This window comes from Hansschlegelia sp. KR7-227 (assembly GCF_049446035.1).
Taxonomy (GTDB): Bacteria; Pseudomonadota; Alphaproteobacteria; order Rhizobiales; family Methylopilaceae; genus Methylopila.
Genome location: NZ_JBMSEA010000001.1, coordinates 126,037 through 149,943, shown reverse-complemented (window position 1 = coordinate 149,943; position 23,907 = coordinate 126,037). Strand labels below are relative to the sequence as shown.

The following is a 23,907-nucleotide window of genomic DNA, read 5'->3' as shown; positions in this document are numbered from 1 at the left end:
GCCGCGGTCAGCCCGGCCGGCGCGCCTCGAGCGCGGCCTGCGCGTCGAGCGGGGCGCGCCACTTCACGCGGTAGAAGATGTGGCGGCCGATCTTCTGCTCTTTGATCATGTCGCCAAGCCAATACGGCCGGACATAGGTCGCGTGGTAATGTGTGGAGTCGCCGACCTCCGGCAGCCAGGCGCCGCCCTGCGCGACGTCCTGCGCGATGCGCGCCGCGATCGTCCAGGCGTGCTTGTTGGTGACGCGATCGGGAATCCGGTCGCAGGCGAAGGAGAACTGGCACGCGTTGCGGCGCTGCTTGTTCTGGTAGACGACGCCGCAGACGTCCGAGGGATAGTAGCCCGAGCGGGCGCGGTTCATCACCACCTGCGCGACGGCGTACTGGCCCTCGATCGGCTCGCCGCGCGCCTCGAAATAGATGGCTTCGGCGAGGCACTGCTCGGCGCGGGCGAGCTGCCGCTCGGGAATGACGAGCCGGTGGGCGAGCCGCGTTTCGATCTTGCCGTCTCCGGGCACGTCGTCGCGCAGCGCCGTGGTCTCGCCTTCGGCCTCCGGGTCGCTCGACGGCGTCAGCGCCACGCGCTCAAGCGCGCCGCCGCGGGAGACCGGAAGCGCCGCGACCTCGACCGGCGTCTCGCTGGCGGGCGTGGTCGTCGCCCGCGAAACCCCTCCCGACAGCGACGCGACGGAGGGCGTCGAGCCGTCATGGCTCGCCGTCTCCTCGCGGCGGCGCATGGGCACGCTCGTCGTCGCGGCGGCGGCGGCGGGCTCGGCGACGGCGCTGTCGCCCGTCACGCCCCCGCCGGCGGGAGCGGCGTCCGCTCGCTTCGGCGTGGTCGCGAGCGTCTGGCGCGACGGCGCGGCTTCGGCGGGCTGCGGCCAGTCCGCCGTGGGCCGCGGGCGCGGGGGCGCGGGCTTCGCGGCGTCGATGGGCGGTAGGATGTTGACCCCGGTCAGGTCGAGCGCGAGCGCGTCCCCGAGGGCTGGCAGCGCGTCGAACGGGTCCGGCTCGGGCCCGGATCGCGCGTCGGGTTCAGGCGCCGCGACGCGCGCCAACCGGCGGTCGCCCTTCAGCGTGCGGTCCACGAACGGCTCGTCGAGAGCGAATTTCGCGGCGCCGGAGACGGCTTCCGGCATGTCGGCGACCACGAGGCTTTCGCCGCCGCCAAGCAGGTCGGCGGCGACCATCGGGCCGCGGCCCGATCCGAACAGGTCGGCGGCCTCGAGCGAGGCGAGCTCCAGCGGCCGGCGCGGCTCCGCCGCGAGAAAATGGCCGCCGGCGCCGTCCGCGAGGTCGGCGGCGGCGCTCAGCAGGCTGGTCGCATCCTGGCGCGCGATCGAGGTCGTGGCGAAGGGGAAGACGGCGGCGGCGAGCAGCAGCCGGATCGCCGTCGGTCTGACCCGCCTGGCAACGCCCCCGGAGGCGGGCCGTGACGCCCGGCGCCTTGGCTCTCCCTGTCGACGCATAACGCAACGCCCCCACAGCGGTCGCGACCACACCGCCGTAGCGACGCGCGACCTTACCGACACACCTTGCTGGTTATCGGTTCTTAACCTTGAGGAGCGGTTAACGAGCGGGATGAAAAAGAGCAACAGGTCAGTGTGTTAGACTGCCCAGCTCACAAAACGGTAGCGTTCCGTTAAGCATTCGTCCGTGATCAGCCTCGGCGGAGGCGTTCGGAGAGGATGCGGGCGGCCTCGGCCTCGCGGGCGAACGGGCCGCCCTCGAGACGATCGAGCAGCTCGCGCGCGGCGCGCACGCCCTCGGTTCCGAAGCGGCCCTTGATCGCGGCGAGGAGCCTGGCGTCGGCCTGGGCGCGCCTGCGGCGGGCGAGACGTCCGTCGGCCCGCAGGAACGCGGAATGGGCGGCGAGATGCGACGTCAACAGGTCGAGCCCTTCCCCGCTGTCCGACGAGACCAGCGCCACTGGCGCCTCCCAGCCCGGCTCGTCGCGGTTCGCGAGCGACAGGGCGCTTTCGAGGTCGTCGCGCGCGCGCCGGGCGGGCGCCCCGAGATCGGCCTTGGTGACGACGACGACGTCGGGCAGCTCCATCACGCCGGCCTTGATGAACTGCAGCGCGTCGCCCGAGGCCGGCTGCACCGCGAGCAGGATGGTGTCGCCGACGATCGCGACGTCAGCCTCCGACTGGCCGACGCCGACGGTCTCCACGATCACTCGGTCGAACAGCGCGCGCATCAGGATGGTCGCGCCGAAGGCGAGATCGGAGAGCCCGCCCAGCCGGTCGCGCGCGGCGTAGGAGCGGATGAAGACCCCGCGGTCCTCCGGGTCGCTCGGGATGCGCGCGCGGTCGCCGAGCAGCGCGCCTCCGGAGCGCGACGACGACGGGTCGACGGCGATCACCGCGACCGTCTCCCCGGCCTGACGGAAGCCGCGCACGAGCGCGCCGGTCAGCGTCGACTTGCCGACGCCGGGCGGGCCGGTCAGGCCGAGGACCTCGCCGCGCGGCGCCGCGTCCGCGGCGTCGAGCAGCGCCGCCGCCTCCGCCGTCCCGGCCGAGCGTTCCAACCGGGCGAGCGCGCGCGCGACCCCCGCCTTGCCGGCGTCGCGAAGCGACGGAAGATCGGGAAAGGGCTGAGGGCTCAAAGGGAATCCGTCGGAGAAGGCGCGCCGCCTCCTCTCGCATGTTCCGCATCGCGGCGCGACGGCGCCTTCGTCGGCGGGTCTCAAAAGAGACGGCGCGCGGTCGCCGTCCCCCCTCCCCATGCGGGAGAGGGTCGGGGCGAGGGGTGGCGGCGGCGCGTGGGACGGTCGCGGGCTACTGCGCCTTCGGCTGGGCCGGCTCGGCCTTGGGCTTCAGCTTGTCGCATTCGGAGCCGAGCATCGTGTCGGCCTTCTGAAGCGCGATGTTGAACTTCATGTTCTGGTCGGGCGAGAACATCGCGCGGGTCGCCTTCGCCTTATCGACCTCGCCCATCATGTAGTCGAAGAACACCTGGCGCTCGACGGGGTCGTTGACGTTGACGCCCGCGACCGCGATCACGCAGGCGCAGAGCGCCTTCGGCGCCTTGGCCTCGCACTGGCCGCGATAGGCCTCGTCGACCGCCTTGGTCTTGACGGGATCCGCCATCTCGCGCGGCGGAGCCATCGTGCCCTGCGCGGCGGCGACGCCGGTCGCGCCGATGATCGCCGCGGCGGCCGCGGCGAGACGAACGAAACGCATGGAGTACCTCCGGATGCCCGCGCCCCCTGTGAGCGGCGCTTATGATTTTATTATGGCCGGGGTACGCATGCCATGGCGCGAGCGGATCAACCACCCCCGCCGATGGTCGGGGCTTCAGGCGAGCCCGACGACGGCGAACAAGCCGTCCGGGTCGGTCCATGTGCGCTCGACACGCCAGCCAGAGGAATCCGCAAGCCGCGCGACGTCGTCGAGCGCGTATTTCCGGGAGCTTTCGGTGTGGATCGTCTCCCCGGCCTCGAAGCGGAAAGCGCGGCCGTCGACCGCCACCGTCTGCTCCTCTCGGCTGACGAGGTGCATCTCGATCGCCGACTCGTCCGCGTTCCAGCGCGCCTCATGCGCGAAGCGCGCCAGGTCGACGTCGCCGTCGAGCTCACGGTTGATGCGCTCGAGCAGGTTGAGGTTGAACGCCGCGGTGACGCCGGCCGCGTCGTCATAAGCGCGCACAAGGGTCGCGACATCCTTCTTCCGATCGAACCCGATGACGGCGCGGCCGGCGGCGCCGACATGGCGGCGCATCTGCTGCAGCAGGCCGACTGCGTCCCGAGGCGCGAGGTTTCCTATGGTCGAGCCGGGGAAGAACGCGACCCGCGGCGTCAGCCTTGGCAAATCCGCCGGCAGGTCGAAATCCTCGGTGAAGTCGGCGACGACAGGCCGGATCTCGATATAGGGGAAGCGCCGCTCGATCCGCGACGCCGACGCGACGAGGAAGTCGCCGGCGATGTCGACCGGCACGTACAGAGCGGGATTTTCGAGCGCGCCCAGCAGGATCTCGGTCTTCAGCCCGGCGCCGGCGCCGTATTCCACGAGCACGGCGCGCGGACCGCAGAAGGTCGCGATCTCGGCGGCGTGTTCGCGGAGCACAGCGGTCTCGGTGCGCGTCGGGTAGTATTCCGGCAGCGTGGTGATGCGCTCGAACAGCTCCGACCCGCGGTCGTCATAGAGCCAGCGGGCCGGGAGAGTCTTGGCGGGCGCGGACAGGCCCGCGATCACGTCGGCGCGGAACGCCTCGCGCTGCGCCGTGCGGAAATCGACCTTCTCGAGCATCAGGCGTCCTCGGCGAGCCGCAGGCCGGAGAACTGCCAGCGCTTGTCGGGTTGAAAGAAATTCCGGTAGGTCGCGCGGACATGGCCCTCCGGCGTGGCGCAAGACCCGCCGCGGAGCACGAACTGCGCGCACATGAACTTGCCGTTGTATTCGCCGACCGCGCCCGCGGCCGGCTTGAAGCCGGGATAGGGCGTGAAGGGGCTGCGGGTCCACTCCCAGACGTCGCCGAACATCTGGCGCAGGCCCCCGGTTGAAGGCCCGGCGGGCTTCGGCCGCAGCCGGCCGGCGCCGGCCTTGGCGAAGGTCCCGGCGACGGGCAGGCCCTCGGCGGCGCGCTCCCATTCCGCCTCGCTCGGCAGCCGCTTTCCGGCCCAGCTCGCGAAGGCGTCGGCCTCGAAATAGCTGACATGGGCGACGGGCGCGTCGGGATCGACGGGCTGCAGCCCGCGCAACGTCATCTGGAGATGCTCGCCGTCGCGCTCCTCCCAGTAGAGCGGCGCCGACCATTCGTGCTCGAGGATCTGCGCCCAGCCGTCGGCGAGCCACAGCAGCGGATCGCGGTAGCCGCCGTCCGCCATGAACGCCATCCACTCGCCATTTGTGACGAGCCGGTCGGCGATGCGGAACGGCTGGATCAGCGCCTGATGCCGCGGCCCCTCGCAGTCGAAGCCGAAGCTTCGTCCGTCGTGCCCGATCTCGACGATCCCGCCGTCGAACGCGACCCAGCCGGCCTCGCCCGGCGTTGGAGCGACCGCCAGCGGCTCGGGATCGCGATAGGCCGGCTTCAGCGGGTTCTCGGCGAACAGATGGAGGATGTCGGTGAGGAGCAGCTCCTGATGCTGCTGCTCATGGTTGAGGCCGAGTTCGATCAGGTCCACGACGCCCTGGTCGGCGTCGCCGATGAAGGCCTCCATCGCCGCGTCGACATGGGCGCGGTAGGCGAGGATTTCGTCCAGCGACGGCCGCGTGATCAGGCCGCGCTTCGGGCGCGGATGCCGGGCGCCGACCGTCTCGTAATAGGAGTTGAACAGGAAGTTGTACGCCTCGTCGAAGACCCGGTAGCCGCCGACGTTCGGCTTCAGCAGCATGGTCTCGAAGAACCATGTGGTGTGGGCGAGATGCCATTTGGCGGGGCTCGCGTCCGGCATCGACTGCACCGTGGCGTCGGCGTCGGAGAGCGGGCCGGCGAGCGCGCGGCTGTCGGCGCGGACCGCGCGGAAGCGGTCCAGCGCGTCGGAGCGGAGCTCGGTCGCCCGAGCGGTCGTGAGTGTCATGGGCTTCCCCTCGCTCGCAATCTGCGCGCTGCGCTCTGACGGCGAGCGCCGCCGGCGCCGCCCGCCCGGAGCGACGACAATCGCTCGGGCGCCGAATCCAATCGAGAACAAACCGCGGCGGCCGAAGTTCCCGCCCGGTCGCTGGAATCTCGGTTGCGGACAATCGATTGCAATAGGGACCCGTGCGTTTCGACGGGCAGGGCCGGCCGAACGGCGCCCTGCCCGTCCCGTCGAGATGGACCGTCGTCAGGCGGCGTCCTGCGTCCGCAGGGCCTTGCGGGCCCGAAGCGTCGCCTGCGCCGCCGCGAGGCGCGCGATCGGCACGCGGAAGGGCGAGCAGGAGACGTAGTCGAGCCCGACCTCTTCGCAGAAGGCGATCGAGGCCGGATCGCCGCCATGCTCGCCGCAGATGCCGAGCTTGATCTTCGGCCGCACGCTGCGGCCGCGCTCGCAGCCGATGGCGACGAGCTCGCCGACGCCCTCGCGGTCGATGGTCACGAACGGATCGTAGGGCAGCAGCTTCTTGTCGACGTAGTGGCTGAGGAAGGGCGCGGCGTCGTCCCGGCTGATGCCGAGCGCGGTCTGCGTGAGGTCGTTGGTGCCGAAGGAGAAGAACTCCGCGGTCTCGGCGATCTCGGCCGCCATCAGGGCGGCCCGCGGCAGCTCGATCATGGTGCCGACCTGATAGACGAGCGTTCCGGAGGTCTCCGCCTCGACCGCTTTCGCCACGGCGTCGATGCGCGCCTTGACGAAGTCGAAGTCGGCGCGGCCGACCACGAGCGGCACCATGACCTCGCAGGTCACCGGCTCCCCGGTCGCCTTGGCGGCCTCCACCGCGGCCTCGAAGATCGCCCGCGCCTGCATCTCGGCGATCTCCGGGAAGGCGATCGCGAGACGGCAGCCGCGGAAGCCGAGCATGGGGTTGAACTCGTGCAGCTCGGCGGCGCGCGAGCGCAGCTTGTCGGGGTCGGCGCCCATCGCCTCGGCGACCGCCGCGACCTCCTTGTCGCCATGCGGCAGGAACTCGTGCAGCGGCGGGTCGAGCAGCCGGATCGTGACGGGCAGGCCCTTCATGATCTCGAACAGCTCGCGGAAGTCCGAGCGCTGGAACGGCAGCAGCTTGGCGAGCGCCTTGCGGCGGCCCTCGACGTCGTCGGCGAGGATCATCTCGCGGACCGCGACGATGCGCTCGTCGTCGAAGAACATGTGCTCGGTGCGGCTGAGGCCGATGCCTTCGGCGCCGAAGCCGCGGGCGGCCCTGGCGTCGGCCGGCGTCTCGGCGTTGGCGCGCACCTTCATGCGGCGGACCTCGTCGGCCCAGCCCATCAGCGCGGCGAAGTCGCCGGAGAGCTCCGGCTTGATCATGGCGACCGCGCCGTCGAGCACCTGGCCGGCCGAGCCGTCGATGGTGAGCACGTCGCCGGCCCGGAACACCTTGCCGCCGACGGTGAGCGTCCCGGCCTTCTCGTCGATGCGCAGGGAGCCTGCGCCCGAAACGCAGGGCTTGCCCATGCCGCGCGCCACCACAGCGGCGTGGCTCGTCATGCCGCCGCGGGTGGTCAGGATGCCGGCCGCGACATGCATGCCGTGAATGTCTTCGGGCGATGTCTCGGTCCGAACCAGGATGACCTTCTTGCCTTCCTTGCCCGCGACCGCCTCTTCGGCCGCCTCGGAGGAGAACACGATCTCGCCCTGCGCGGCGCCCGGCGAGGCCGGAAGTCCGGAGGCGATGATCTTGCGCTCCGCCTTCGGGTCGATCGTCGGATGCAGCAGCTGGTCGAGCGACGCCGGGTCGATGCGCTCGATCGCCTCCTCCTTGGTGAGCACGCCCTCATTAACGAGGTCGACGGCGATCTTCAGCGCGGCCTTCGCGGTGCGCTTGCCGTTGCGGGCCTGGAGCATCCAGAGCTTGCCGCGCTCGACGGTGAATTCGAGGTCCTGCATGTCGCGGTAGTGCTGCTCGAGGCGGTTCGCGACGATCGCGAACTCCTTGAACGCCTCCGGCATGCGGGTCTCGAGCGACGGCGCACGGACCTTGCCTTCGGCGCGCGCGGCCTCGGTGATCGGCTGCGGCGTGCGGATGCCGGCGACGACGTCCTCGCCCTGGGCGTTCACCAGGAACTCGCCATAGAGCCGGTTCTCGCCGGTGGACGGGTTGCGGGTGAAGGCGACGCCGGTGGCCGAGGTCTCGCCCATGTTGCCGAACACCATGGCCTGCACGTTGACGGCCGTGCCCCAGCTTTCCGGTATCTGGTTGAGCCTGCGGTAGGTGATCGCGCGCGGGTTCATCCAGGAGGCGAACACGGCGCTGATCGCGCCCCAGAGCTGCTCCGCCGGATCCTGCGGGAACGGCTTGCCGGAGTCGCGTTCGACCGCCGCCTTGTAGCCCTTCACGAGCTTGGCGAGGTCTTCGACGTCGAGCTCGGTATCCTCCGTGACTCCCTTCTTCTCCTTCGCCGTTTCGAGCAGGTCCTCGAACAAATCGTGGTCGAGGTCGAGCACCACGTTCGAGTACATCTGGATGAAGCGGCGGTAGCTGTCATAGGCGAAGCGCCGGTCGTCGGCGTTCTTCGCGAGAGCCTCCACGGTCTGGTCGTTGAGGCCGAGATTGAGGATCGTGTCCATCATGCCCGGCATCGACGCCCGCGAGCCGGAGCGGACGGAGACCAGCAGCGGGTTCTCCGCGTCCCCGAAGCCGCGCGCGGTGACCGCCTCGATGTGGCGCAAGCCCGCCGCGACCTGAGCCTCGAGCTCGGCCGGGTAGGAGCGGCCGTTGGCGTAATAATGGGTGCAGACTTCGGTGGTGATGGTGAAGCCGGGCGGCACCGGCAGCCCGATATTCGCCATCTCGGCCAGGTTCGCGCCTTTGCCGCCGAGGAGGTCGCGCATCTCCGCGCTGCCTTCGGCCTTACCGTCGCCGAAGGTGAGGACCCACTTCGCCATCGCGTCCGTCTCCATTCCCGTCAGGGGATGGCGGCGCGTTCGCACCTGCGAAGAGCCGCCTCGCTGAGGGGGAACTCGCACGCGAAGGGCTCGCTGGCAAGATGTCGCAGCCGCCGCCGCCGCCCTTCTCCCCTACGCTGCCTCGAAGCCGCCATCTCGCACTTGCAAAAATGCTCTTGCGACCTACTTGCAATAATTGAAGCTGCGAGTGATTATCAGAAGCGTTCCTAATTCATCGAGATTGCGTGCGGACACCGCCTGACCCCATGACCGACATCGCCGAGCGTCCCTTCGTCTCTCCTTTGTCCGGCTGGCGGGGAACGCCGGGCGCGGCGTCGCTGTCGGAGGTGCACGCGTCGGTGAAGGTCGGCCGCGGCAGCTGGATCCGGCGGTTCGTGGCCTTCTTCGGGCCGGGCTATCTCGTCGCCGTCGGCTACATGGACCCCGGCAACTGGGCGACCTCGCTCGCGGGCGGGTCGCAGTTCGGCTACACGCTGATGGCGGTGGTCGCGCTGTCGAGTCTCATGGCGATCCTGCTGCAGGCGCTGTGCGTTCGGCTGGGCGTCGCCGCCGGCCGCGACCTCGCCCAGGCCTGCCGCGACGCGTTTCCGAAATGGGTCTCCTACCCTCTGTGGGTTCTCGCCGAAGCCGCGATCTGCGCGACCGACCTCGCCGAGGTGATCGGCACCGCCATCGGCCTCAATCTCGTCTTCGGCATTCCGCTCGAGATCGGCGTGGTGATCACCGCGCTCGACGTCTTCCTCGTGCTGATGCTGCAGCGGGTGGGCTTCCGCTGGGTCGAGGCCTTCGTGATCGGCCTGCTGCTGGTCATCGCGGCCTGTTTCGCGGTCCAGCTCGCAATGGCCGACCCCGATCTCGGCGCGATCATCCGCGGCCTCGCCCCGACCACCGAGCTCGTGACCAATCCGGCGATGCTCTACATCGCGCTCGGCATCGTCGGCGCGACGGTGATGCCGCACAACCTCTACCTGCACTCCTCTGTGGTGCAGACCCGCGCCTATGAGCGGACGCCGGAGGGCAAGCGCGAGGCGATCCGCTTCGCGGTGACCGACTCCACCATCGCGCTGTGCTTCGCGTTCCTGATCAACGCCTCGATCCTGATCCTCGCGGCCGCGGCCTTCCACGCCAGCGGCCGCACTGAGGTCGCCGAGCTCGGCGAGGCGCATACGCTGCTCGGGCCGCTGCTCGGCGGCGCGATCGCGGCGACCGCCTTCGGCGTCGCCCTGCTCTGCTGCGGGCTGAACTCGACGGTCACGGCGACGCTCGCCGGCCAGGTCGTGATGGAGGGCTTCCTGCGCATCCGGCTGGCGCCCTGGCTGCGGCGCCTGATCACCCGGATGATCGCGATCATTCCGGCGATCGCCGTGACGCTGCTCTACGGCCAGAGCGGCACGGGCAAGCTACTTGTGCTGAGCCAGGTCGTGCTCAGCCTGCAGCTGCCCTTCGCGGTGATCCCGCTGGTCTGGTTCACGGCCAGCCGGTCGAAGATGGGCGACCTCGTCGCTCCGCGCTGGATGTCGGTTGTGGCCGGCCTCGTCGCGGCCGTGATCGTCGCCCTGAACGTCAAGCTTGTGTGGGACTTCGCGACCGGCGGTTAGCAGCAGGCGGCCGTCGTCGCTCTTCGTCCTCATCTCGTCGAGTCGGGCGAAGGCGAAGCCCGCAGCCTTCAGCGCGCGAATCCCGTCGGCGACGCCGGCGCCGGACGGCCGGTTCGGCTGGTTCATGTGGGCGATGATCACGTCGCCCGAGACCGCGCCTTCCATCCTCTTGGCGACCGTGCGGGCGGGAAGCGAGGCCCCCATGTCGGCGTTCAGCGAGAAGCCCGCGACGCGCTGGCCGTCGGCCGCGATGGCGTCGAGCGCGTCGCGCGTGTAGCGGGCGGTCGCGCCGCGGAACCATGCCGGCCTGCGGCCGGTCGCCGCCTCGACCGCCGCCGCCCCGCCGCGCACCTCCGCCCGGACGCCCTCGAGGGTCGCGGCCGTTCGCACACCGAAGAGGCTCGCGCGGTCGGTGATGGCGGCGACGTGCGCCGCGCCGTGATTCTCGATCTCGAACTGTTCAGGATGCGCCGTGAGCCGGGCGAGCGCCGCGGGATTCTTCCGGATCCAGCGCTCGGTCGCGAAGATGGTCGCCTTCGCGCCGGTCTCCGCGAGGGCCGCCAGCACGCGGTCGTCCACGCCGCCGGAACAGGCGTCGAAGGTCAACGCCACGACGCGCGGCGCGCCCTTGGGCGTGTCGAGCTTCAGGCGCGGCTCGAACTCCGAGGCCTGCGCCGAGGCGACGGCCGCCAGACCGAAGCCCGCGAGCGCCGCGGCGAGGCGAATGCGTGACGCATGTTTCAACAGCAGCTTCCCTGACGCGCCGTTCCCAAACGATCCGGATAAACGACGCTCCCGCAATCCGACGAATCCACGGCCGCGGGATGATTCTGCGACGCCCAGTCTATGGCTGGGGTTAACGGTCCGCGATCCGGAAGACTGCGTAGCCCGCGACGCTTGGCTGCGCGGCCGCCGGGCACTAGCGTGCCGCCAGCGCCCGCGCCCGAGAAGCGCGGCGGTCGAGGAGACGGACATGTCGCTGCCCCGCGCCGTCGGCCGAATCGCTTTCGTCCTCGCCGCGGCCCTCGCCGCGAGCGACGGCGTCGCCGCCGACAAGCTGGAGGACTTCTGGGCGATCGGGCGGCCGAACAGCGGCCCTGCGATCAAGCTCGCGCCGGTCTCCGCCTTCCCCGTGCCGACGCCCGCCGACCAGCTGCCGACGGCGAGGCTGAAGGTCCCGCCGGGCTTCAAGGTCGAGACCTTCGCCAGCGACATCCTCGACGCGCGGATGATGCGCGAGGGCGACAAGGGGACGCTGTTTGTCTCCTCGCTGTTCGTCGCGAACAAGGTCTATGCGGTCACGGGTCCCGCCGGGCGGCGCGAGGTCAAGGTCGTGCTGGACGACACGCCGCTTCCGAACGGCGTCGAGTTCCGCGACGGCGCGCTCTATGTCGCGACCCCGAAGCAGATCCTGCGGTTCGACGGCGTCGAGGACCGCCTGGATTCGCCGCCGAAACCGGTCGTCGTCTACGACCGGTTCCCGAGCGCCTCGCAGCACGGCTGGAAGGTCCTGCGCTTCGGGCCGGACGGAAAGCTCTATGTTCCGGTCGGCGCGCCCTGCAACATCTGCGAGCCCGACAAGGACCACGCCCGCATCTTTCGCATGAACGCCGACGGCACGGGGCTCGAGACCGTCGCCTGGGGGGTGCGCAACTCCGTCGGGCTCGATTTCGATCCGCGCACCGGCGACCTCTGGTTCACCGACAACCAGCGCGACTGGGTGTCGGAAGACATGCCGCTCGACGAGCTCAACCATGTGTCGAAGCCCGGCCGGGAGAATTTCGGCTTCCCCTACTGCCATTCCGGATTGATGACCGATCCGGAGTTCGGCTGGGGGCGCTCCTGCGACGACTTCGTCAAGCCGGCCGCCCTGCTCGGCGCCCACTCCGCCCCGCTCGGCATGCGCTTCTACGACAAGACGATGTTCCCGGAGCCATATCGCGGCGCGATCTTCATCGCGCGTCATGGACCGTGGAACCGGACCGTGAAGGACGCCGACGTCGCGGTGGCCTTCCTGAACGACCGTCGGGAGGTCGTCTCGGTCGAGCCGTTCCTGACGGGGTTCGTGCAGGACAACGAATATGTCGGCCGCCCCGTCGACGTTCACGTCATGAAGGACGGCTCGCTGCTGGTCTCGGACGACCACAACGGCGCGATCTATCGCGTCAGCTACGTCGGTCCGTAGGCGCGTCCGTCAGCCGGCCGGCGCGCAATCGGCGACGGTCGCGGTCTGCGTCCCGACCATCGGCTCCCGCGGCGTGGTGACCGCCGCGATGCAATATTCGGCGACGTCGCGCAGGCTCGAGGCCACAGCGTCCGCGCCGGACTCCTGCCGCATCGTCTCGAGGTCGGTCGCCTCCGAGCCGGGCGACCAGCAGGCGAGAATGATGAGCGCGTCCTTGTTCGCCTGGCGGAGGCGCCTGACGGCGTAACGCATGAAGGCCGCGCGCTTGGGATTGAGATAGGTCAGGCAGACCACGCGGACCCCGCCGGCGTCGAGGTCGCTGATCTTGGAGCGCCCGAGGCTGCTCGGCCCGAGATGGCGCGCCGGCAGGCCGTGCTTGCTGACGACCTGGGCGACGATCTCGGCGGTCGCGGCGTCGAGCGGGCTGCGCCCGCCGATGCACACCACGGGGGCGCCCTCCCTCCAGGCCGGAGGAAGTTCGTCCGGATCGAGCGTCGGCAGCAGCGACGCGTCGCCGGCGCCGCTGAGGCCGGCATCGGATTCCTCGATCGCCTCCAGCGCCTCCGGCTCATTGGCGCCGCGCAGCGAGCTCGGCTCGCTGTCGTCGACGTCGGCCATCGTCTCGACGAGATCGCCGACCGAATTGCGGATGCGCGCCACGCGCGGCTCGTCGAGGGCGCCGCGCGCCGCGTCCTGCTGGGCGAGCAGGAGGCCGCGGATCGCGACCTCCTCGTAGTAGTTCGAGAGCGAGCGGCTGCGCAGATATTCGTCCGCCCGCTCCGCCGCCTCGACGGGATCGCCCGCCAGCATGCGCTGGTAGAACAGCTCCGGAGCCGACAGCGCCGGGCGGTCGCCGAACAATGTGTCCAGGAAGGCGAGGCTCTCGACGTGCCGGCCAAGCACGACGAGGCAAACGGTCAGCGGCGTCGCGAGCACGAGACCGATCGGACCCCACAGCGCCGTCCAGAACGTCGCCGATACGACCACCGCGACCGGCGACAGGCCGGTGCTCCGCCCGTAGACCATCGGCTCGATGAGATGGCCCACGATCGGCTCGATCACGGCGAACAGCACGAAGGTCGCGACAAAGGTCGTCCAGCCGGGATCGACGGCGGCGGCGAGCAGCAGCGGAAACACCGCCGCGATCACGGCGCCGATGTACGGCACGAAGCGCAGCACGGCGGCCATCACGCCCCACAGCCCGGCCCCCGGCACGCCGAGCGCCCAGAGGCCGACGCCGATCGCGAAGCCGAACCCGGCGTTCAACACGATCTGCGTCAGAAACAGCCGCGACAGCCGCTTGGCGGCGTCGTCGAGCGCCGCGGTCGTGCGTTGGATGTCGCTCGCGCCGGCGAGGCTCATCAGCCGGTTCCTCAGATCCTCCCGCTGCAGCAAGATAAAGATCACGAAGACGATGATGATGCCCGTCGTCGCCATCGGATGGAGCAGCGCGCCCAGGATCGATTTCAGATTGTCGAGCGACGACGGCGGCGGCTGGCGCACCTCCACCGGCAGCGGCGCGTTCGACGGACGCCCGGCGGACGGGTTCGGCCCGGCCGGCGGATCCTTCGGCTTCTCGAACTCCTCGCCGAGGTTCTGCAGCAGATCGGCGGCGCGCTCGAGCGTGCGGCTGCCGCCGCTCATGACCCGCAGCGACTGCGCCTTCTCGCGCATCGTCGTCTGATACTTCGGCAGGTCGCCGGCGAGTTGGTTGACCTGGCCCGCAATGACCGCGCCGATGCCGCCGATGATCGCAAAGGCGAACAGGACGACCAGCACGACGGCCGGACCGCGCGGCAGCCGCGCCTTCTTGGCGAGGCTCACCAGCGGGCTGAGCACGAAGCTCAACAGCAGCGCCAGCGCGATCGGAATGAGCAGATCGCGGCCGAAATAGAGCGTGATCACCACGCTCATGGCCACAATGGTCCACGCGGCCAGCGTCACCGCCGCCGACGCGTCGCTGAGTTTGCGGATTCGCCCCGCCGAAGTCGTCACGCCGTCACCGCACCTTCGCGCGGCGGGCCGCGCATAGTCGCCCGAAGCCTGAACGCCGGATGCTGGAAGCCGTTCCTGCCAAATTCGGAAAGGCTGAACGAGCTGTTTCATTCAACCATATGGTTGACATAAGCAGATGTCGCGGCATATTCATCCACATGGTTGAACATCATCGCCTCGACGCCGTCTTCCACGCCCTCGCCGATCCCACCCGCCGCGGGATGCTGGCGGCGCTCGCACGGCGGGAACGCAGCGTCGGCGAACTGGCCGCACCGCACGCCATGTCGTTCGCCGCCGCGGCGAAGCACGTGAAGGTGCTGGAGAACGCGGGCCTGATCTCCCGGGAGATCCGCGGCCGCACTCATCTCTGCCGCCTCGCCCCCGCGCCGCTGGCCGCGGCGGACGAGTTCCTCGCGCCCTACCGCCAGTTCTGGGCCGATCGGCTCGACGCGCTCGAAGCCGCGCTCGAGGCCGACGGCGATGCGCCCAAAGGAGACGTTCCATGACCGCCGCCACAGCCGCCGCCTCCGAGGAAGACCCCAACGCTCGCATGGGCGCCGTCACCGGCCCGCGCGAGGTGACCTTCGTGCGGATGCTGCCCGGCCCGATCGAAAGGGTCTGGGCCTATCTCACGGAGAGCGAAAAGCGGGCGCAGTGGTTCGCCGGCGGCGAGATCGAGCCCCGGATCGGCGGCAAGGTCGCGCTGCGCTTTCACAATGCGAGCCTCACCGGCGAGACCGTGCCGGAGCGCTTCGCCGCCCATGCCGGCCCGATGGACAGCGGCGGAACCGTCATCCGGTGGGACCCGCCGCGCGGCTTCGCGTTTCGCTGGGGCGCCGGCGACGACGCTTCTGAGGTCGCCTTCGATCTCGAGCCTCTTGAAAGCGGGCGGGTGCGCCTCACGCTGAGGCATGGGAACCTGCCGGACCGCAAGCAGGTCCTCAACGTCTGCGGCGGCTGGCACGCCCATCTTGGCGTGCTCGCAGCGACCCTCGAGGGCCTGCCGGCGACGCGGTTCTGGTCGACGATCCTGGAGACCGAGCCGTCCTACGACCAGTTGCTGCCGCCGGACTGACGGAGGACGGGCGGCGGGGGCGTTGCCGCACGCCGCCGCCTCGCCCGCTCACTCCGGCTCGAAGGCCAGCGCGACGCCGTTGATGCAATAGCGCAGTCCGGTCGGCGGCGGGCCGTCGGGGAAGACATGTCCGAGATGCGATCCGCAGCGAGCGCAATGCGCCTCGGTGCGGCGCATGCCGTAGCTGCGGTCCTCGGTCGTGGCGACCGAGCCTTCGATCGGCGCGCCGTAGCTCGGCCACCCCGTGCCGCTCTCGAACTTGGTTCCCGAGGCGAAGAGCGGTTGGCCGCAGCCCGCGCAGGCGAACACGCCGCGCCGCTTCTCGTTCAGCAGCAGCGCGCAGCTGCCGGCGCGCTCGGTGCCGTGCTTGCGCATCACCTGATACTGCTCGGGCGTGAGAAGCGCCCGCCACTCCTCGTCGGTGCGGGTGACCTCGAAGGTCTCGTCGAGCATCGTCTTCGTCTCCATCTCGGGTGTCGCGGCGGATATGGGTACGCCGCCGGCCAAGGTCACGTTACGGCCTGCGCGGAACGTCCGTCCGCCCGGGCCGTTCAACGCCCGACAGAGGAGACGCGCCATGACCGAAGCCCCTTACGAGATCATCGAGCACGACGGCGGCTGGGCCTACACGATCGGCGGCGTGATCTCGCAGCGCTATCCCACGCGCGAGGCTGCCATGATCAACGCCGAGCAGGCCGCCGGCGATCAGCAGGCCCGCCAGCGCGCGCATCAGGGCAGCGAGCCCGCGGGCGGGCCGCGACATTCGGAAGAGCCCTCCTCCACCTGACGCGAGCGCGTTCGCGGCTAAGGGGGAAGGAGGCTGAGGCCGGCCCGTCGGCCGCTACCTCCGGTACTCCTCGTCCGCGACGTGCTCCAGCCAGTCCACCGCCCTGCCGTCGACCGTCTCCTGGATGGCGATGTGCGTCATGCCCGTGGTGGCCGTGGCCCCGTGCCAGTGCTTCTCGCCGGGCGGGAACCACACGACGTCCCCCGGACGGATGTCCTCCTTCGGTCCGCCCTCGCGTTGCGCCCAGCCGGAGCCCCCCGTCACGATCAGGGTCTGGCCGAGCGGATGGGTGTGCCACGCCGTGCGCGCGCCGGGCGAGAAGGTCACGCTCGCCCCCGCCACGCGCGCCGGCGCCGGGGCGGTGAACAGCGGATCGATGCGCACCTCCCCCGTGAACCAGTCTGCCGGCCCCGCATTCGCTGACCGCGCCGCGCCGCGCGTTATCTCCATGTCGTTCGCTCCCTCGTCGAGCCGCCCCTCAGCGGCTTCGCCGAAAGACCTATAGCTTCGCAGACCGGTTTGAACCCCGAGCCGCAACTTCCGCAGCACTTTCCTCGCGGCGAAGTTGTGGGGGAGGCGCAAATCCGTCCTCTCCCATATCGCGACGTCTTCCCCCATATTCCCTCCATGCCAAAGTCCTCCCGCCGTACCGGCTTCGCCGAGGCCCCGCAGGCCGCGTTCTCCGCCGATCTGAGCGACGTCACGCCCGACGCCGAACTGCTGCGCGCGCTCGGACGCGGGAGCGACGCCGCCGAAGAGGCGCGCAAGGCGGTCGCGGACGAAGCCGCCGCCAAGGCCGCGAGCGAAGGGCCGGCGGCGAAGAGGGTCGCCGGCGGCGGGCCGAAGAGCGCCGCCGCATCCGCGCCCAAGGGCAAGCGCAAGCAGTTGCGCGACGCCGTCCCCGGCACGCCCGACCCGCAGAAGGCGCCGCGCGGCTTTGGCGCGACGCCGGAGACCGACCTCGCCGCCCTGCCCGCGGATTTCGACGCCTCGAAAAGCGTGTCGGCGACGGTCGCCGCGCTCGAGGACCTGATCCAGAACGGGCGGCCCGAGCTGCAGGGCAAGCCCTGGGTTCCGCACCGCCCGCCGCGGCCGGACAAGCTGGAGAGCGGCCAGACCTTCACCTTGGCCTCGCCCTTCGAGCCGAAGGGCGATCAGCCGACCGCGATCGCCGAGCTGGTGGAGGGTATCCGCGCGCAGGAGCGCGACCAGGTGCTGCTCGGGGTGACCGGCTCCGGCAAGACCTTCACCATGGCGAAGATCATCGAGGCGACCCAGCGGCCGGCGCTGATCCTCGCGCCCAACAAGACGCTCGCCGCGCAGCTCTACGGCGAGTTCAAGTCCTTCTTCCCCGACAACGCGGTCGAGTACTTCGTCTCGTACTACGACTACTACCAGCCCGAGGCCTATGTGCCGCGGTCGGACACCTATATCGAGAAGGAAAGCTCGATCAACGAGCAGATCGACCGCATGCGCCATTCGGCGACGCGCTCGCTGCTGGAGCGCGACGACGTCATCATCGTCGCCTCCGTCTCCTGCATCTACGGCATAGGCTCGGTCGAGACCTACACCTCCATGACCTTCGTGCTGAAGGTCGGCGAGACCGTCGCGCAGCGGCAGTTGATGGCCGATCTCGTGGCGCTGCAGTACAAGCGCGCCGACGTGAACTTCGTGCGCGGCACCTTCCGGGTGCGCGGCGACACGATCGAGGTCTTCCCGGCCCATTACGAGGACCGCGCGTGGCGCGTGGGCCTGTTCGGCGACGAGATCGAGAGCATCCAGGAGTTCGACCCGCTGACGGGCGCCAAGATCCAAGATCTCGGCGCGGTCAAGGTCTACGCCAACTCGCATTACGTCACGCCGCGGCCGACGCTGAACCAGGCGATGAAGGGCATCAAGGCCGAGCTGCAGATGCGGCTCGTGGAGCTGACCAAGATGGGCCGGCTGCTGGAGGCCCAGCGGCTGGAGCAGCGCACCTCCTTCGACCTCGAGATGATGGAGGCGACCGGCTCCTGCGCCGGCATCGAGAACTATTCGCGCTGGCTGACCGGCCGCAAGCCCGGCGAGCCGCCGCCGACCCTGTTCGAATATCTGCCGGACAACGCGCTGGTGTTCACCGACGAGAGCCACGTCACCATTCCGCAGATCGGCGGCATGTATCGCGGCGACTTCCGGCGGAAGGCCACGCTCGCCGAATACGGTTTTCGCCTCCCCTCCTGCATGGACAACCGCCCGATGCGGTTCGAGGAGTGGGACGCGATGCGGCCACAGACGGTGCATGTCTCCGCCACCCCCGGCTCGTGGGAGATGGAGCAGACCGGCGGCGTGTTCGCCGAGCAGGTGATCCGCCCGACCGGCCTCGTCGACCCGCTGATCGACGTGCGCCCCGCCCGCTCTCAGGTCGACGACCTGCTGGGCGAGGTCAAGGAGGTCGCGGCCAAGGGCTACCGCTCGCTCGTCACCGTGCTGACCAAGCGCATGGCGGAGGACCTCACCGAGTACCTCCACGAGCACGGGGTCAGGGTGCGCTACATGCATTCCGACATCGACACGCTGGAGCGCATCGAGATCATCCGCGACCTCCGGCTCGGGACCTTCGACGTGCTGGTCGGCATCAACCTGCTGCGCGAGGGGCTCGACATCCCGGAATGCGCGCTGGTGGCGATCCTCGACGCCGACAAGGAAGGCTTTCTGCGGTCGGAGACCTCGCTGGTCCAGACCATCGGCCGCGCCGCGCGCAACGTCGACGGCAAGGTCATCCTCTACGCCGACAAGATCACCGGCTCGATGGAGCGGGCGATGGCGGAGACGGAGCGGAGGCGCGAGAAGCAGCTCGCCTACAACGCGGCGAACGGCATCACGCCGGAGACCATCAAGCGCGACATCTCCGACGTCATGAACTCGATGTATGAGCGCGACCGCGTCACCGTCGACAAGGGCTTCGCTGAAGAGACACCGGGCTACGGCCACAACATGAAGGCGACGATCGCCGACCTCGAGGCGCGCATGCGCAAGGCGGCCGGCGATCTCGAATTCGAAACCGCGGCCCGGCTGCGCGACGAGATCAAGCGGCTGCAGGCGACCGAGCTGCTGCTCGCCGACGACCCGCTCGCCCGGCAGGCGGAGGTCGACCGCCAGACCGGCGGCTACGCCGGCGAGCGCAAATACGGTCGCTCCGCCAACACCCCGCCGCGCCGGGCGGGGCCGGCGAAACCTTCGCTCGACGACATGGGCCCGGGCACCGACCGCGCGACGCCGCTGCAGCCCGCGCTCTCGCTGCCGGCGAAGCCCGACAACATGACGACGAACTACCGGCCGGGCGGACGCCGGCAGGGGCCGAAGCGGCGGGGCTGACGCGCCGCGGCGCCCGGCCTGCCTCACGCGCGTATTTTCCTTGTTAACTCAACTTAAACGCGCATATCGTGCCGGATTCCCATAGGAGGAGTGCGCGATGCCCGCCCTTCGACGCCTGCTGTTGTCGATCGCCTGCGCTTCTGGACTGGCCGCGGCGCACCCGGCGCGCGCGGACGACGCGCCGCTCAAGCCGGTCGTCGCGCCAATCGCGGCGACCGGATCGTTCGGGTTCACCTCGGACGACGATGATCCCGACGACATCCTCGAATTGCGCCGGGCGGCGAGCGGCGTCGCCTGCTGGGAAGGTTCGGCCGGGGCGCGCCGCTGCCTGATCGCCTTCGACGAAGGCGGCTCGGCCCGCCTCGCGACCCTTTCGGACACGGCCTACGAACCCGACCCCGCGGCCGTGACGGTGAAAGCCGGCGCCAAGGAGGTGGACGCCGAGGGCGCCGCGGTCGGGGACGGCAAGGTCTTCGTGGTCGGGTCGCACGCCATGAAGCGCAAGATGAAGAAGGGCGCGTGCAAGCCCAATCCCGACAGCGCCACGCTCGTCCGCTACGGCTTCGACGCGGCGGCGGGTCGTCCGACCGGCCAGCCCCAGGCCGGCTTCCTGATCGACGCGCTGCGGACCACGCCCGCGCTGGCGCCGCATCTCGGCAAATGCCTGAACAAGGGCCAGGGGCTCGACATCGAAGGCGTGGCCTATCAGGCGGGCAGGCTCTGGTTCGGGTTTCGCGGACCGGCGGCGGGCGGCCAGGCGCTCCTGCTGAGCGTCGACGCGGAGGGCGTGTTCGACGCGAGCAAGGCGCCCGTCGCCGGAGACCTGCACCGGGCCGCCGTCGGCGCCGGCCGCGCGATCCGGGACATGCAGGCGGTCGGCGACGACCTCCTTCTGCTGGTCGGGCCGGACGATCGCGAGGGCGACCAGCCCTATGGGCTCGTGCTCTGGAACGCGACCGCCGGCGCGCGCTGGTCCCGCGACCTCGACCTCGCGGGGCTGCCCGGCGACCGCCCGGCGCTCGACGGCTGCACGGACAAGGAGATCAAGCCGGAAGCCGTGTCGGTCGTCGACCCCGCCGCCGATCCCTGGCGGATCCTCATCCTGTCGGACGGCCTGTGCGACGGCGGCCCGATGTGGTTCGAGACGAAGACGCCGGGATAAAGCGGCCGCACGCCCGGGCCGGACGGCGCTCGGAACGGCGGAGCCCGAGCGAGAAGGCTCCCTCCTGCCGACGCGGCTTCGCTATGCTCCGGCGTCCGAGTCGGGGAGCCTCATGACGCCTGCCGCCTTCATCGCCAAATGGAGCGACGCCACGCTGCGCGAGCGCCAGGGCTCGCAGGAGCATTTTCTCGACCTCTGCCGCCTGCTCGGCGAGCCGACGCCGGCGGAGGACGATCCGCGCGGCGAGCGCTACTGCTTCGAGCGCGGCGCGGAGAAGGTCGGCGGCGGCGACGGCTGGGCGGACGTGTGGCGGCGCGGCTGCTTCGGCTGGGAGTACAAGGGCCGGCACAAGAACCTCGACGCGGCGCTCCGCCAGCTTCAGGCCTATGCGCTCGATCTCGAGAACCCGCCTTATCTCGTCGTCTGCGACATGGAGCGGATCGTCGTCCACACCAACTGGACGAACACGGTCTCGCGCCGGCTCGAATTCGGCTTCGACGACCTGCACGAGCCCGCCCGGCTGGACGAGCTCCGCCAGATCTTCCAGGGCTCGGAGCGGCTGAAGCCGGGCGTCAGCCCGCAGCAGATCACCGCCAAGGTCGCCGAACGCTTCGGCGCGCTCGGACGGCGGCTGCAGGACCGCGGCGAGGACCCCCGCGCCGTCGCGCATTTCCTGAACCGCATGATCTTCTGCATGTTCGCCGAAGACGCGCAGCTGCTGCCGAAAGGCCTGTTCACCCGCATGGTGCGGGCGGTCGAGCGCAGGCCGGATCTCGCGAAGCCGCAGCTTGAGGAGCTGTTCGCCAAGATGCGCGCGGGCGGATTCTTCGGCGCGGACGTCATCCGCTGGTTCAATGGCGGGCTGTTCGACGGTTCCGGAGCGCTGCCGCTCTTGGCCGACGACCTCAAGGAGATCGGCGACACCGCGGCCGAGCACGACTGGTCGCAGATCGACCCCGCGGTGTTCGGCGCGATGTTCGAGGAGGCGCTGAAAGCGACCCGCAAGCGCGCGGCGCTGGGCGCGCACTACACCGACCGCGCGAAGATCCTCAAGATCGTCGACCCCGTCATCATCCGGCCTCTCACCGCCGAATGGGAGGCGGCCTACGCCGCCATCAAGGCCGAGATGGACCAGGCGACGGCGGCGGCGGCCGAGCGGCGCGCCATGCAGATCTCGGCCGGCGAGGCGCTGAAGGAAGGCGTGGAGGCCGCGCGCGCCGGCGAGGCCGGGCGCCGCAAGGCGCTCGCCGCCATCGAAAGGCGCGGCCGCGAGGCGCGCGCGCGGGCGGAGGCGACGCTCGAAGCCTTCCTGGACCGGCTCGCGGCGTTCCGGGTGCTCGATCCCGCCTGCGGCTCCGGCAACTTCCTCTACGTCGCGCTGCACGCCCTGCGCGATCTGGAGCTGCGCGCGCTGCTCGACGCCGAGCGCCTCGGCATCCCGCAGGCTCGCCCGCGCGTCGGGCTCGACGCCGTCAAGGGAATCGAGATCGAGCCCTACGCCGCCGAGCTCGCCCGCGTGACGCTGTGGATCGGCGACCTGCAATGGATGCGCAAGAACGGTTTCACGACGCTGGTCGAGCCGATCCTGTCGAGCCTCGACCAGATCGAATGCCGCGACGCCCTGCTGACATGGACGCCGGCGCCCACCGAGCGCGCGGCGCCCTCCGAGGCGCCCTCCCCCGTCATGCCCGCGCAAAGCGCGGGTATCCACGACTTGGACGTCGAGGGTGGCGGCGAGAAAGTCGTGGATGCCCGCGAAGGCGGGCATGACGGCAGCGCGAGCGGAGACGGCGGCGTCTGGGTCGAGGCCGAATGGCCGCAGGCCGACGTCATCATCGGCAACCCGCCGTTTCTCGGCGGCAAGCGGCTGCGCGACGGGCTCGGCGACGACACGGTCGAGCGCCTGTTCGCGGCCTATAAGGGCCGCGTGCCAGCCGAGGCCGACTTCGTCTGCTACTGGGTCGAGAAAGCGTGGCGGGCGATCGGCGCCGGCCGTGCGATGCGCGCAGGGCTCGTGACGACGAACTCGATCCGCGGCGGCGCCAACCGCCGCGTGCTCGACCCGATCGCCGATTCTGAAGCGCTGATGGAGGCCTGGGCCGACCAGCCGTGGATTCTGGACGGAGCCGCGGTCCGCGTGTCGATGATCGGGTTCGGCGAAGGATTCGTGGAGCGGCGGAGCGAGGGCCTGCCGACGCTTGCGATCAACGCGGACCTGACCTCGGCGGCGGCCGACCTGACCAAGGCGGCGCGGCTGAAGGAGAACGCGGGCGTCGCGTTCATGGGCGACACCAAAGGCGGCGCCTTCGACATTCCCGGAGACTTGGCGCGCGAATGGCTGCGGCTGCCGCTCAACCCGAACGGCCGGCCCAACAGCGACGTGCTGAAGCCGTGGCGCAACGCCATGGACGTCACGCGGCGGAGCGCGGACAAGTGGATCATCGACTTCGGCTGGACAATGAGCGAGGCGGAGGCGGCGCTCTACGAGGCGCCATTTCAGCACGCGCTCGAACATGTCAAGCCGACGAGAATTAAGAACAATCGTGTTCTTTACAGAATAAGCTGGTGGCGGCACGTCGAGAGCCGGCAAGGCATGTGGCGCGCACTTGCCAATCGGGAACTCTATTTTGCTACCCCAAGAGTAGCGAAGCATAGAATAGCTATTCGGTTGCCACGCACGATCGTTCCAGATTCCCAACTGATCGTCATCGCTCGGGAGGACGAAGCGGCCCTCGGCATACTTCATTCCCGCTTCCATGAACTCTGGTCGCTCCGTATGGGCTCCAGCCTTGAAGATCGTCCCCGCTACACCCCCTCGACCACCTTCGAGACCTTCCCCTTCCCGGAAGGGCTGACGCCAAACATCCCCGCCGCTGACTACGCCGACGACCCGCGCGCCCAAAAGATCGCGGAGGCGGCGGCGGATCTGAACGCGAAGCGGCAGGCGTGGCTGAACCCTTCGGACCTCGTGCGGATCGAGCCGGAGGTCGTCCCCGGCTATCCCGACCGCATCCTGCCCAGGGACGAGGCGGCGGCGAAGGAGCTGAAGAAGCGGACGCTGACCAATCTCTATAACCAGCGGCCGGCCTGGCTCGACATGGCGCACAGGCGCCTCGACGCGGCGGTGGCCGCCGCCTATGGCTGGCCGGACGACCTCCCGGACGACGAGATCCTGGAGCGCCTGTTCGCGCTCAACCAGGAGCGCGCCGCCGCCGGGCGGTGAGCGCGCGCGGCGGACGCGAAAACGGCCCCGCGCGGGGGCGC

At 70.2% G+C, this 23,907-nt stretch carries 17 protein-coding genes and 1 pseudogene; 8 read left to right on the top strand and 10 right to left on the bottom strand.

Translation table 11 applies throughout. The annotated features are described in order from the left end of the window. Nucleotides 1-7: 7 nt before the first annotated feature. The 6 genes from ACO2RJ_RS00655 to ppdK form a co-directional block, all read right to left on the bottom strand. Entirely contained in the window at nt 8-1,468 is a 1,461-nt protein-coding gene (locus tag ACO2RJ_RS00655) for a cell wall hydrolase (RefSeq protein WP_423266081.1), read from the bottom strand. Nucleotides 1,469-1,659: 191 nt separating this feature from the next. Beyond that, entirely contained in the window at nt 1,660-2,607 is a 948-nt protein-coding gene (locus ACO2RJ_RS00650) for an ArgK/MeaB family GTPase (RefSeq protein WP_423266080.1), read from the bottom strand. A 172-nt stretch (nt 2,608-2,779) separates the two neighbouring features. Then, nucleotides 2,780-3,184: a hypothetical protein gene (locus ACO2RJ_RS00645; protein WP_423266079.1), complete on the bottom strand. Its 405-nt coding sequence runs from the start codon at nt 3,182-3,184 to the stop codon at nt 2,780-2,782. 114 nt (nt 3,185-3,298) lie between these two features. Continuing rightward, a complete protein-coding gene (gene egtD / locus ACO2RJ_RS00640; RefSeq protein ID WP_423266078.1) occupies nt 3,299-4,249 on the bottom strand; it encodes an L-histidine N(alpha)-methyltransferase in 951 nt (316 codons plus the stop codon). Beyond that, nucleotides 4,249-5,523: an ergothioneine biosynthesis protein EgtB gene (gene egtB, locus ACO2RJ_RS00635; protein ID WP_423266077.1), complete on the bottom strand. Its 1,275-nt coding sequence runs from the start codon at nt 5,521-5,523 to the stop codon at nt 4,249-4,251. Before egtB ends, egtD begins: the two co-directional genes overlap by 1 nt. 246 nt (nt 5,524-5,769) lie before the next feature. After that, entirely contained in the window at nt 5,770-8,466 is a 2,697-nt protein-coding gene (gene ppdK, locus ACO2RJ_RS00630) for a pyruvate, phosphate dikinase (protein ID WP_423266076.1), read from the bottom strand. Nucleotides 8,467-8,732: 266 nt separating this feature from the next. On the opposite strand from ppdK, the gene ACO2RJ_RS00625 reads away from it, so the two are divergent. Continuing rightward, entirely contained in the window at nt 8,733-10,085 is a 1,353-nt protein-coding gene (locus tag ACO2RJ_RS00625) for an Nramp family divalent metal transporter (RefSeq protein WP_423266075.1), read from the top strand. Between the two features lie 243 nt (nt 10,086-10,328). Here the strand turns inward: ACO2RJ_RS00625 and ACO2RJ_RS00620 are convergent. Next, nucleotides 10,329-11,060: pseudogene (locus ACO2RJ_RS00620) on the bottom strand (polysaccharide deacetylase family protein); the annotation flags it as partial. On the opposite strand from ACO2RJ_RS00620, the gene ACO2RJ_RS00615 reads away from it, so the two are divergent. Beyond that, complete coding sequence (locus ACO2RJ_RS00615; protein ID WP_423266074.1) at nt 11,059-12,270, top strand: PQQ-dependent sugar dehydrogenase; 1,212 nt, start codon at nt 11,059-11,061, stop codon at nt 12,268-12,270. The pseudogene ACO2RJ_RS00620 and the gene ACO2RJ_RS00615 sit on opposite strands and share 2 nt — an antisense overlap. 9 nt (nt 12,271-12,279) lie before the next feature. Here ACO2RJ_RS00615 and ACO2RJ_RS00610 read toward each other — a convergent pair whose 3' ends face one another. Next, the gene (locus tag ACO2RJ_RS00610; protein ID WP_423266073.1) at nt 12,280-14,184 is read right to left on the bottom strand and encodes an AI-2E family transporter; all 1,905 of its coding nucleotides are present in this window, start codon (nt 14,182-14,184) and stop codon (nt 12,280-12,282) included. A 140-nt stretch (nt 14,185-14,324) separates the two neighbouring features. Here ACO2RJ_RS00610 and ACO2RJ_RS00605 point away from each other — a divergent pair, with 140 nt between their 5' ends. Continuing rightward, complete coding sequence (locus ACO2RJ_RS00605) at nt 14,325-14,771, top strand: ArsR/SmtB family transcription factor (protein WP_423266072.1); 447 nt, start codon at nt 14,325-14,327, stop codon at nt 14,769-14,771. After that, on the top strand, nt 14,768-15,340 hold the full coding sequence (locus tag ACO2RJ_RS00600; RefSeq protein WP_423266071.1) for an SRPBCC family protein: 573 nt from the start codon (nt 14,768-14,770) through the stop codon (nt 15,338-15,340). Before ACO2RJ_RS00605 ends, ACO2RJ_RS00600 begins: the two co-directional genes overlap by 4 nt. A 48-nt stretch (nt 15,341-15,388) precedes the next feature. Here ACO2RJ_RS00600 and msrB read toward each other — a convergent pair whose 3' ends face one another. Next, nucleotides 15,389-15,808, bottom strand: coding sequence for a peptide-methionine (R)-S-oxide reductase MsrB (gene msrB, locus ACO2RJ_RS00595; RefSeq protein ID WP_423266070.1), 420 nt, complete (start codon nt 15,806-15,808; stop codon nt 15,389-15,391). Between the two features lie 109 nt (nt 15,809-15,917). Between msrB and ACO2RJ_RS00590 the strand changes: the two genes are divergently transcribed. Then, nucleotides 15,918-16,127, top strand: coding sequence for a hypothetical protein (locus ACO2RJ_RS00590; protein ID WP_423266069.1), 210 nt, complete (start codon nt 15,918-15,920; stop codon nt 16,125-16,127). Between the two features lie 54 nt (nt 16,128-16,181). On the opposite strand, the gene ACO2RJ_RS00585 is transcribed toward ACO2RJ_RS00590, so the two are convergent. Further along, on the bottom strand, nt 16,182-16,577 hold the full coding sequence (locus ACO2RJ_RS00585) for a (R)-mandelonitrile lyase (protein ID WP_423266068.1): 396 nt from the start codon (nt 16,575-16,577) through the stop codon (nt 16,182-16,184). A 177-nt stretch (nt 16,578-16,754) separates the two neighbouring features. On the opposite strand from ACO2RJ_RS00585, the gene uvrB reads away from it, so the two are divergent. From uvrB to ACO2RJ_RS00570, 3 genes are all read left to right on the top strand, one after another. Next, a complete protein-coding gene (gene uvrB, locus ACO2RJ_RS00580; protein WP_423266067.1) occupies nt 16,755-19,481 on the top strand; it encodes an excinuclease ABC subunit UvrB in 2,727 nt (908 codons plus the stop codon). 97 nt (nt 19,482-19,578) lie between these two features. After that, nucleotides 19,579-20,643 (top strand): DUF3616 domain-containing protein, encoded by a 1,065-nt coding sequence (locus tag ACO2RJ_RS00575; RefSeq protein WP_423266066.1) that lies wholly within the window; start codon nt 19,579-19,581, stop codon nt 20,641-20,643. 112 nt (nt 20,644-20,755) lie between these two features. Next, nucleotides 20,756-23,866, top strand: a complete 3,111-nt coding sequence (locus tag ACO2RJ_RS00570) for a class I SAM-dependent DNA methyltransferase (RefSeq protein WP_423266065.1) — start codon at nt 20,756-20,758, stop codon at nt 23,864-23,866. Nucleotides 23,867-23,907 lie beyond the last annotated feature (41 nt).

What these genes read in the sequence shown, in the direction of transcription:
- ACO2RJ_RS00610 (WP_423266073.1), bottom strand. Translation starts at nt 14,184, where the DNA reads ATGAGCGTGGTGATCACGCTCTATTTCGGCCGCGATCTGCTCATTCCG.
- ppdK (WP_423266076.1), bottom strand. Translation starts at nt 8,466, where the DNA reads ATGGCGAAGTGGGTCCTCACCTTCGGCGACGGTAAGGCCGAAGGCAGC.
- ACO2RJ_RS00600 (WP_423266071.1), top strand. Translation starts at nt 14,768, where the DNA reads ATGACCGCCGCCACAGCCGCCGCCTCCGAGGAAGACCCCAACGCTCGC.
- ACO2RJ_RS00585 (WP_423266068.1), bottom strand. Translation starts at nt 16,577, where the DNA reads ATGGAGATAACGCGCGGCGCGGCGCGGTCAGCGAATGCGGGGCCGGCA.
- msrB (WP_423266070.1), bottom strand. Translation starts at nt 15,808, where the DNA reads ATGGAGACGAAGACGATGCTCGACGAGACCTTCGAGGTCACCCGCACC.
- ACO2RJ_RS00645 (WP_423266079.1), bottom strand. Translation starts at nt 3,184, where the DNA reads ATGCGTTTCGTTCGTCTCGCCGCGGCCGCCGCGGCGATCATCGGCGCG.
- uvrB (WP_423266067.1), top strand. Translation starts at nt 16,755, where the DNA reads ATGCCAAAGTCCTCCCGCCGTACCGGCTTCGCCGAGGCCCCGCAGGCC.
- egtB (WP_423266077.1), bottom strand. Translation starts at nt 5,523, where the DNA reads ATGACACTCACGACCGCTCGGGCGACCGAGCTCCGCTCCGACGCGCTG.
- ACO2RJ_RS00655 (WP_423266081.1), bottom strand. Translation starts at nt 1,468, where the DNA reads ATGCGTCGACAGGGAGAGCCAAGGCGCCGGGCGTCACGGCCCGCCTCC.
- ACO2RJ_RS00590 (WP_423266069.1), top strand. Translation starts at nt 15,918, where the DNA reads ATGACCGAAGCCCCTTACGAGATCATCGAGCACGACGGCGGCTGGGCC.
- egtD (WP_423266078.1), bottom strand. Translation starts at nt 4,249, where the DNA reads ATGCTCGAGAAGGTCGATTTCCGCACGGCGCAGCGCGAGGCGTTCCGC.
- ACO2RJ_RS00605 (WP_423266072.1), top strand. Translation starts at nt 14,325, where the DNA reads ATGCTGGAAGCCGTTCCTGCCAAATTCGGAAAGGCTGAACGAGCTGTT.
- ACO2RJ_RS00575 (WP_423266066.1), top strand. Translation starts at nt 19,579, where the DNA reads ATGCCCGCCCTTCGACGCCTGCTGTTGTCGATCGCCTGCGCTTCTGGA.
- ACO2RJ_RS00625 (WP_423266075.1), top strand. Translation starts at nt 8,733, where the DNA reads ATGACCGACATCGCCGAGCGTCCCTTCGTCTCTCCTTTGTCCGGCTGG.
- ACO2RJ_RS00570 (WP_423266065.1), top strand. Translation starts at nt 20,756, where the DNA reads ATGACGCCTGCCGCCTTCATCGCCAAATGGAGCGACGCCACGCTGCGC.
- ACO2RJ_RS00615 (WP_423266074.1), top strand. Translation starts at nt 11,059, where the DNA reads ATGTCGCTGCCCCGCGCCGTCGGCCGAATCGCTTTCGTCCTCGCCGCG.